9 protein-coding genes are annotated in these 8,380 nt (G+C 66.7%); 6 read left to right on the top strand and 3 right to left on the bottom strand.

Going from position 1 to position 8,380, the window contains the following annotated elements; all coding sequences use genetic code 11:
• The 3 genes from AC30N0_RS00420 to AC30N0_RS00410 form a co-directional block, all read right to left on the bottom strand.
• Positions 1-194 (bottom strand): hypothetical protein (locus AC30N0_RS00420; protein ID WP_489515970.1); only part of this gene is annotated, 194 nt, incomplete at its 3' end.
• Between the two features lie 352 nt (positions 195-546).
• Entirely contained in the window at positions 547-1,059 is a 513-nt protein-coding gene (locus AC30N0_RS00415; protein WP_489515969.1) for a hemerythrin domain-containing protein, read from the bottom strand.
• 83 nt (positions 1,060-1,142) lie between these two features.
• A complete protein-coding gene (locus AC30N0_RS00410; RefSeq protein ID WP_489515968.1) occupies positions 1,143-2,387 on the bottom strand; it encodes a hypothetical protein in 1,245 nt (414 codons plus the stop codon).
• 587 nt (positions 2,388-2,974) lie between these two features.
• On the opposite strand from AC30N0_RS00410, the gene AC30N0_RS00405 reads away from it, so the two are divergent.
• The 6 genes from AC30N0_RS00405 to AC30N0_RS00380 form a co-directional block, all read left to right on the top strand.
• On the top strand, positions 2,975-3,697 hold the full coding sequence (locus AC30N0_RS00405) for an SDR family NAD(P)-dependent oxidoreductase (protein WP_489515967.1): 723 nt from the start codon (positions 2,975-2,977) through the stop codon (positions 3,695-3,697).
• Positions 3,698-3,739: 42 nt separating this feature from the next.
• On the top strand, positions 3,740-5,044 hold the full coding sequence (locus tag AC30N0_RS00400) for an extracellular solute-binding protein (protein ID WP_489515966.1): 1,305 nt from the start codon (positions 3,740-3,742) through the stop codon (positions 5,042-5,044).
• Positions 5,045-5,063: 19 nt separating this feature from the next.
• Positions 5,064-5,939: a carbohydrate ABC transporter permease gene (locus tag AC30N0_RS00395; protein WP_489515965.1), complete on the top strand. Its 876-nt coding sequence runs from the start codon at positions 5,064-5,066 to the stop codon at positions 5,937-5,939.
• 2 nt (positions 5,940-5,941) lie between these two features.
• Complete coding sequence (locus AC30N0_RS00390; RefSeq protein WP_489515964.1) at positions 5,942-6,769, top strand: carbohydrate ABC transporter permease; 828 nt, start codon at positions 5,942-5,944, stop codon at positions 6,767-6,769.
• Positions 6,770-6,771: 2 nt separating this feature from the next.
• A complete protein-coding gene (locus tag AC30N0_RS00385) occupies positions 6,772-7,755 on the top strand; it encodes an alcohol dehydrogenase catalytic domain-containing protein (RefSeq protein ID WP_489515963.1) in 984 nt (327 codons plus the stop codon).
• A 58-nt stretch (positions 7,756-7,813) separates the two neighbouring features.
• Positions 7,814-8,380 (top strand): ABC transporter ATP-binding protein (locus AC30N0_RS00380; RefSeq protein WP_489515962.1); only part of this gene is annotated, 567 nt, incomplete at its 3' end.

Below are 8,380 nucleotides of genomic sequence, written 5' to 3'. Positions count from 1 at the left end.
CCGGAGTTGTTGAGCATGTTGGCGCAGATCGCATCGACGTTCTCGCCCGGGTGGTCGTTCTTGGATCGACTGCTTGCCGGCATGTCAAGGCGTTCGCGGCATTGCTTCATGGTCAATGTGCCGGTTGTACTCTCGCACCCGAGCAGGCTGCAAGCCGTCGCGCAGCAGGCCAGGAAAACGATGTGATTGAGCATGGGCCGTACCCCCGGAACGGTGGCTGCGAATATGAACTGCCGATGATGCCCGACGTGTAGAGCGATGGTTTGCAAGTAAGGCACACCTTGACCGCTCCGGTCCCTGTCTGGCGCCCTTCGAGCCCTGAGCATGCTCGTGAAGTTCATCTGGCCCAGCTTCACAGAGCAGCAGACCATCACGATGGTGATGGACGTGTCGGGCAGCATGCGTGCAACCGACGTTGACCCCACCGCCTGACGGCGCACAGATCGCTGCCAATGCCTTTGCGACCGAATTGCGTCGTGACTCGAATTGTCAACGTCGCTAGGCGCCGCTCCACGGGTCTACCCCGCTTGGAACCAGACAGCGCCACTACTTGCCGTTCAGCTTGCGCAGCAATTGGGTCTTGCGCCTTCGCAGGCGCGAACCGATCTCGGCCATGTCCATCTCCGACTTGCGGCATGCGGGAAACAGCTCGTTTTCCTCTTCCTTGACGTGATGGCGGATGTACTCGCCTAGGACCTTGACGCGCGCGTCGTAAAGGGACGCCGACGCGTCAGCTGCGCCGATCTCCGCGATGAGCTGCTTGGCGGAGCCGTGCTCGATCTCGGCTTCGTCGAGAAGGTCCGCATCGACATCGGCCGCGCGAGCGGCCGGGTAAAAGATTTCTTCTTCGATCATCGCGTGCACTGCCAGCATGCCGCAGATCCGGGTCGAGAGCTCGCGCTTGTCGCGGGCGTCGCCCTCACCCTCGGCGAGCATCTCGTACTCCTTGAACAGCGAATCGACCTCGTCGTGATCCTTCTTCAGCAGGTCGATTGCGTTGCTCTCGCCCTCGGTTGATGACGGCATGACTGCAGCGACGACTTTGTCGAGAATTGACATGGCTTTCCCCAGTTTCGATAGGTACCCGATGCCAAGGCAAAGCGGACCTCAGCCCGCCGTGTCTTGGCCCTCTAAGGGACTGCTCAAGCGCGGGACTTGTCACCGGGCTTCGGATTGACGGCTGCGCCTGTGCCCTTGCCGGCCGCACCGCCTGCCGCCGCACCGATGGCAGCGCCTGCAGCCATGCCGACCGGGCCTGTGACCGCACCGACAGCGGCCCCTGCGACAGCACCACTACCGGCCCCGACACCGGTAGCGAGGTGGTGGTCTGCGAGGTCATCGCCGCGCTTGGGATTGACGACCTCACCGGCACCCATGCCGGCGAGACCGCCAGCGACGGCGCCCACCGCCGCGCCGGCCGCCATCCCGATCGGGCCACCGGCCGCGCCGAGGGCTGCGCCAGTTGCCGCACCGCCGCCAGCACCGACGCCCTTGGCAAGGTTGTGACCGGCAAGGTCGTCCTGCCGCTCGGGATTGGCAACCTCGCCCGCACCCCTGCCGGCCAGACCACCGGCCACCGCACCAACCGCTGCGCCGGCAGCCATGCCGACCGGGCCGCCCACGGCGCCGAGTGCTGCCCCTGTGGCGGCGCCACCGCCAGCTCCCAAGCCGGTGGCCAGGTTGTGATCTGCAAGGTCATCGCCGCGCTTGGGGTTGACGACCTCGGCCGCGCCCTTGCCCGCTAGACCGCCGGCCACACCGCCGATGGCAGCGCCTGCGGCCATGCCGATCGGCCCGGCGACAGCGCCAATGCCGGCACCGGCGACGGCGCCAGCGGCAGCCCCAGCCCCTGTGCCGAGGACGTGCTGCCCTTGGTGCTCTTGCCAACGCGACTCGAAGTGGCGAGCGTCTTCATCCGAGCGCGGCCTCACGCCCATCAGGATGCCGCCTTGCTTGATGCCTTCTTCGTAGTGCTTGACCCGCTCCTCGGGGATGCCGGCACCGATCAGAGCGCCGATCAACCCTCCGGCTACACCGCCTGCGCCCGCACCCGCGAGACCGGCGGCGAGCGGGCCTGCTATGACCAGCCCGAGACCCGGCAAGACGAGCGAAGTACCGATGGCTGCAACGGCCGCGAGCGTGGCGCCAACGGCGCCGCCGATGCCGGCACCGATGCCCGCACCTTCCGCAGCCTTGCTGCCCAGTTCTGTCTCGGGAACGCCTCCGGCAAGAAAGTGGCGATTACGCGTCTCGTCGCTCATGACCAGGTTGACGTCATCCTTGCCATAGCCGCGGGCAGAGATGTCGCTGTACGCGCGCTCCGCGCTGTTTCGGTCGGGGAAGAGGCCGGTAACCATTCTTGAGTTCGACGCTTCGTTCGTTGCCATGGTGCTGTTCCTCATTGCCGTTGATATCGGGACTTCGCGGTCCTAGGGAAAGCCGAGGTTATTCACCGCTACACCGCCCGTTGTCAGCAAAACCGCCGTCCGCAGGTAAGTAGCTGCGCCGGAGGGAACAAACGGTTTCCGGGGCTCCGGACCGTGCGGTCGCTTCTTTCGTCGCCTCGGCCATCGAGGGGAGCTCGCCCTGGTCGGTGATCGAGTTGACCCGAGGGCGACGATGACTGGTGCTGGGCAAGCTAACTGCGCTCTCTCGAACCGAAGATGCGTTCACCCTAGGCTTGCCGCGGAAGCATCTGCTGCAGACGCGCGCGTGCAGCCGATGGCACCCCCTTCCAAGCCCGAGCTCGTCGTCCCTGAGCGTGTGTCGCGTCTCAAGCAGAGGATCGGCAAGATCAAGGCGCAGATGCGCGACTCGGCCAGATGGACCCGCTGAGACGGCCCCCCAGAAAGCCTGCTCCGGCCCGGCAGCGGCCCCTTGCCGCCTTTTCGTTATCGAAAGCCGCCTTGCGCTTTCGAATCTCGGGTGCTAAGGTGATTTCATGTTGGGCCGCGTCAGTGCGGTAGGAGACAGCATGGCAATTCCGGACTTCTCGGTGGCGGGCCAGCATGTGCTCATCAGCGGCGGCTGCGGCGGCATTGGCTCGGCCTTTGCACGTGCCTTTCTCGGCCACGGAGCGAGCGTCACTGTCACCGACCTCCAGCCTCCGTCGGCCGAACTGAGTGCGGCCGGAGCCCGCTTCGAGCCACTCGACGTGACCAGCGACGAGGCCGTCAACACACTGGCCGCGAGGATTCCCTCGCTCGACGTCCTAATCCACTGCGCAGGCCGTCTGAGCCGTTGGGAGGAGCACAAGCCGGAGGTATTCCGCGACATCATCGACATCCACCTGTTCGGCAACGTGCGGCTGGCGGCGGCCTTCCGCCCGCACCTGAAGGCCAGCCGCGGCTGCATGATCAACATCGGCTCGATGTACAGCTATTTCGGCGCGCCGCAGATCCCGGCCTATGCGGCAGCGAAGACTGCGGTGGTCGGCCTCACCAAGTCGCTCGCGCTGGCCTACATCGACGACGGCATTCGCGTCAACGCCATTGCGCCGGGCTGGATCGAGACCGAGATCAGCCGCCGCGGACGCGAGGATCCGGAGTTCAACGCTCGTCTGATGCAGCGCCTGCCGAACAAGCGCTGGGCCGACCCGGACGAACTGGCCGGCACGGCACTGTTCCTGGCCTCGCCGGCCTCTCGCCTGATCAATGGCGTGACCATTCCCGTCGACGGCGGCTACGTCGCCGCCTGAGTAGCCGTGAACCGACCCCAACAAATCGAGAGGAGATACGACATGCGCAAACTGATCGCGATCGCCGCCGCCAGCGCAGCCCTGCTGCTGGGCGCGGCCGGTGCCCAGGCCCAGGCCTTCGACTGGAAGAAGCACGATGGGCAGACCATCAATCTGCTGCTGAACAACCACCCCTGGTCCCAGGCGGTGCGCGACATGGCGGGCGAGTTCACCGCCAAGACCGGCATCAAGCTGCGCGTGGAGATGTTCAACGAAGAACAGTTCCGCGCCCGCCTCACGACGATGATGCAGGCCAAGTCGAGCGACGTCGACGTCTTCATGTCGCTCAAGTTCCGCGAGGGCGCCACCTACGACAAGGCAGGCTGGTACGCCAACCTGTCGCCGCTCCTGGCGAGCCCGGCCGCGACCTCTTCCGACTTCAACTTCAACGATTTCGGCGAGGGCCTGCGCCGCGCCGAGACCGTCAACGGAAAGCTTGCCGGCCTGCCGATCAACCTGGAGGGGCCCCTCTTCTACTGGAACAAGGAGATCTTCAGGAAGTGCAACGTCGCCGAGCCGATGTTCCTCGAGGACCTGCCCGACACCGCGGCCAAGTTGAAGGCCTGCCCGGCACGCGGCGACGCCACGGTGTGGGCGGCGCGGGGCATCCGAGGCGCCATCTCGTATGCGGTGTCTGCCTTCATCTACAACAGCGGCGGCGACTTTGCCACCCCCGACGGCAAGCCGGGCCTGTGTCTGCCGGGCAGCGTGAAGGGCGCCGAGATGTACGCCAACCTGCTCAAGGACTACGGCCCGCCGGGCGCCGCGAACCACACCTTCACGCAGGTGATCGAGATGCTCGGCCAGGGGCGCCTGGCCATGACCCACGAGTCGTCGAACGAGTTCGCCAACATCATGAAGTTCCCGGGCCGCTCCGACGACATCGGCATCAAGGTGCTGCCCAGGGGCAAGGCCACCGGCATCTCCAAGCCGATCGTCTTCGGCTGGGGCGTCTCGGTGTCGAACTTCTCGACCAAGAAGGAAGCCGCCTGGACCTTCCTCCAGTGGGCCACCAGCAACGAGATGCAGACCCGGCTGGTGAAAAACGGCGTGGCACCGCCGCGCAGCTCGGTTTTCAACGGCCCCGAGTTCAAGGCCTGGACCACCGAACTGCCTGCGCGGCAGGCCTGGGCCAATTCGCTGATCGAGATCAGCAAGACCGGCACGGCAGTGTCGTACCCGCCCACCGACCGGGTCATCGAGGCGCGCGAAACGGTCGGCGGCGCGGTGCAGAAGATCTTTCTCGGTCAGGCCGCGGCACGCGACGCCATGTGCCAGGCCGACGTCGACCTCGCCAAGCTGCAGTGAGCCAGTAAGCCACTGACCCGTGAGCAACGCGCCGCCCGCCCAACGCGTAGCGTCGCTGCAGTGGATGATGTGGCCGGCGGTGGCGTTCGTCGCCGTGATGGTGCTGTTTCCATTCGGCTATGCGTTCTGGCTCAGCCTGCTCGACTACAAGATCGGCCAGAGCGACGGCTTCATCGGCGCCGGCAACTACAGGGCGATGCTGGCCGATGAGCAGGTCTGGAACGGGCTCAAGCTCACCTTCCTGCTCTACGTGGGCGCGCTCGGCATCCAGCTGGTGCTGGGCGTGGCGCTCGGGCTGCTGCTCAACCGTCTCGAAACGGCCAAGGGATTGATCCGCACGGTGATGGTCTCGCCGTTCATGCTGCCGCCCGTCGTGGTGGGCATGATGTCGATCGTGGTTCTCGATCCCGGCATGGGGGTAGCCAACTACCTGCTGAAGTCGGCGGGCCTGCCGCCGAGCCTGTTCCTGGCGTCGACCGACTACGTGATCTTCACGGTGATCATGATCGACACCTGGCAGTGGACGCCGTTCGTTGCGCTGATCGTGCTGGGCGGGCTGCAGTCGCTGCCGACCCGGGTGTACGAGGCAGCGGCGATCGACGGTGCGGTCGGCTGGCGGCGGCTGGTCTACATCACGCTGCCGATGCTCGGCCCCACGATCGTCACCGCCGCCGTGCTGCGCAGCGTCGACCTGCTCCGCTTCTTCGACGTGATCTACATCACTACCCAGGGCGGCCCGGGCTATGCGTCATCGACGATGAACATCTACGCCTATCGCAAGGGCTTCGAGTTCTCAGACATCGGCTACGCCTCGGCGCTGATGATCACGCTGTCGACGATCGTGTTCGGCGCCGTGCTGGTGTTCGCGCAATTGCGCCGCAAGGTCGCCTGGTGACGATGCACACCCATGCCCGGTTCGGGCGGCTCGGCCGATTTGCAATGGGCGTGCAGATCGCGATCCTGATAGTGGTGCTGTTCGCGCCGATCGCCTGGATGGTCATGGCCAGCTTCAAGAGCCGGGTCGACATCACCCGCTACCCGCCGCAGTTGCTTTTCACGCCGACGATGGAGAACTACCGCGAACTCTTCGTGCGCACCGACTTCCTCGACAACACGCTGAACAGTTTCCTGGTCGCTGCGGGCTCCACCCTGCTGGGCCTGCTCCTCGCCGTGCCGGCGGCCTTCGCCATCTCGTGGCACCGCCTCAGCTGGCCGGCCACGCTGACCCTGTTCGCGCGCATGGCGCCGGGCACGCTTTTCCTGCTGCCCTGGTTTCTCATGTTCTCCAAGGTCGGGTTGTCGGGCACGCATGCCGCGCTGATCATCACGCACGCCGTCATCACGCTGCCGATCGCACTCTGGACGCTGCTGCCGCACTTTGACGGCCTGCCGCGTGAACTCACCGAAAGCGCACAGATCGACGGCTGCCGCTCGTTGCAGATCCTGCTGCGCATCGCGCTGCCGGTGGTGATGCCGGGTCTGATCGTCGCCACGATCCTCAGCTTCATCTTCTCCTGGAACTATTTCCTGTTCGCCCTCGTGCTCTCGGGCATCAGCTCCAAGACGGCCATCGTCGCGTCGTTCAACTTCATCGGCGAGGGCGTCACCAACTGGGGGACGCTGATGGCCGCCGCCACCGTGATCGCGACGCCGCCGATCGTGCTCACCTTCCTGATCCAGCGCCGCCTGGTGTCGGGCCTGTCGTTCGGCGCGGTGAAGGGTTGACCATGCGACATGCGCGCTTCGCCGGCCAGGGCCGCATCGATATCGGGGAGATGGCCTGGCCCGCGCCGGCCGCCGGCGAGGTGCTGCTGCGCGTGCTTGCCTGTTCGCTCTGCGGCAGCGACCTGCGGCCGCTGCGACAGGGCTGGCCTGTCACGCCGGGCCACGAGATCGTCGGCCGCGTCGACCAGCCCGGCCACCGCCTGCACAGCCAGCGCTGCCTCGTCTACATCCCGGTGTGGTGCGGGCACTGCTCGACCTGCCTGGCCGGCCACACCCATCTGTGCGACAACGCCACCGAGCTGATGGGCTGGCAGCGCGCCGGCGGCTATGCCGAGGCGCTCGCCGTGCCCGAGCAATGCCTGCTGGCCGTGCCCGACGATGTGCCGACCCACCTGGCACCGCTGCTGCTCGACACCATCGGCACTGCCGCGCACGGCGTGCGCCTCAGCCAGTCCCTCGTCCCGTCCGGCCGCGCCCTGATTCTCGGCGCCGGCCCGATCGGCCTGGGCGCGCTGCTCGTGCTGCAGCACTTCGGCTACGGGCCGGTGGATGTGAGCGATCCGAACGAGTTCCGCCGTGGCGTCGCCGCTGAGCTCGGTGCCACGCCCCTGGCGGCGCTAGATGCCCGCGTGCGCTATCCGCTGGTGCTCGAATGCAGCGGCAAGGATGCCGCCCGCCAGGCCGCGCTCGAGGCGGTGGCGGCGCGCGGCGTGGTGGTGCAGCTCGGTGAGGCCGACGCCTGGCAGGTCACCGAGACCAAGGCGATCCGGCGCAAGGACTTTTATTACGTGCGTTCGTTCTACTTCCCGATCAGCGAGTACGCCTTGAACGCCGACCTCCTGCGCGCCAACCGGGCGCGCTACGAACGCCTGGTGGACGCGCGGGTGCCGCTCGACGGCCTGGAGGACCTGTTTGCCCAGTTCGCGCGCGGCGAGCGGCTCAAGCCGCAGCTCTCGCTGGCGGGAGACGGACGAGGAGCGGCATGAGCTCCGCCCGCCCGCCCGAAGGGGCATGCGCCGCACGGCGCAGCACGGAGGTCGTCCGGTGAGCGGCGTCTCGATCCGCCAGGTCACCAAGCACTACGGAATCGTGGAGGTGATCCACGGGCTCAGCGTCGAGGTGATCGAAGGCGAGTTCCTGGTCTTCGTCGGTCCTTCGGGGTGTGGGAAGTCGACCCTGCTGCGCATGGTCGCCGGGCTGGAGAGCTTCCAGAGCGGCGAGATCGCGATCGGCGGGCGCGTCGTCAACGCCCTGCATCCGAGCGAGCGCGACATCGCGATGGTGTTCCAGGACTACGCGCTCTATCCGCAGATGACGGTGCGCGGCAACATGGGTTTCGGCCTGAAGATGCGCCGCCACAGCCGCGCCGACATCGACCGGCTCGTGGCCGACGCCGCAGCCGTCCTGCAGATCGAGCATCTGCTCGAACGCCGGCCGCGCGAGCTCTCCGGCGGTCAGCGCCAGCGCGTCGCGATGGGCCGCGCGATCGTGCGCAACCCGAAGGTCTTCCTGTTCGACGAGCCGCTCTCCAACCTCGACGCCAAGCTGCGCGTCGACATGCGTTCCGAGATCAAGGCCCTGCACCAGCGCCTGAAGACGACCTCGATCTAC

Source organism: Rhizobacter sp. (genome assembly GCF_031412495.1).
GTDB lineage: Bacteria > Pseudomonadota > Gammaproteobacteria > Burkholderiales > Burkholderiaceae_C > Schlegelella_A.
Note: the sequence above shows the minus strand (reverse complement) of the source record. Positions and strands in the feature narration are given on the sequence as shown.